Consider the following 313-nt stretch of genomic DNA (forward strand, 5'->3'; position numbering starts at 1 on the left):
TCGTCTTGGGGCAACAGCGGCCAGTCGCAGAGCGGGAATTCGCAGGGCGGCAGCAAGAGCGACGACCAGTCGTCACAGAGCGGCACGCAGTCTGGCGACGGGTCGGGCTCGCAGTCGACGAAGCCGCAGACCGGCAACGGTTCGAATGGCAGCGGCAATGGATCGGGCGGCAACGGGTCCGATGGCAATGGCGGGAACGGCGGCAACAACGGGAATAACGGCAACGGAGGGAACAACGGCAACAATGGCGGAGGCTCGGATTGCGCGACCGATCCCACCGCCGCCGGCTGCTCCACCGGCAATGAATCCAACC

At 66.1% G+C, this 313-nt stretch carries 1 pseudogene; it reads left to right on the top strand.

The features are described 5' to 3' along the window. Positions 1 to 313: pseudogene (locus AB5287_RS09970) on the top strand (penicillin-binding protein); the annotation flags it as partial.

Origin of the sequence: Bifidobacterium sp. RTP21102st3_E2_RTP21102_210122, assembly GCF_040916945.1 — a bacterium.
Classification (GTDB): domain Bacteria; phylum Actinomycetota; class Actinomycetes; order Actinomycetales; family Bifidobacteriaceae; genus Bifidobacterium; species Bifidobacterium longum.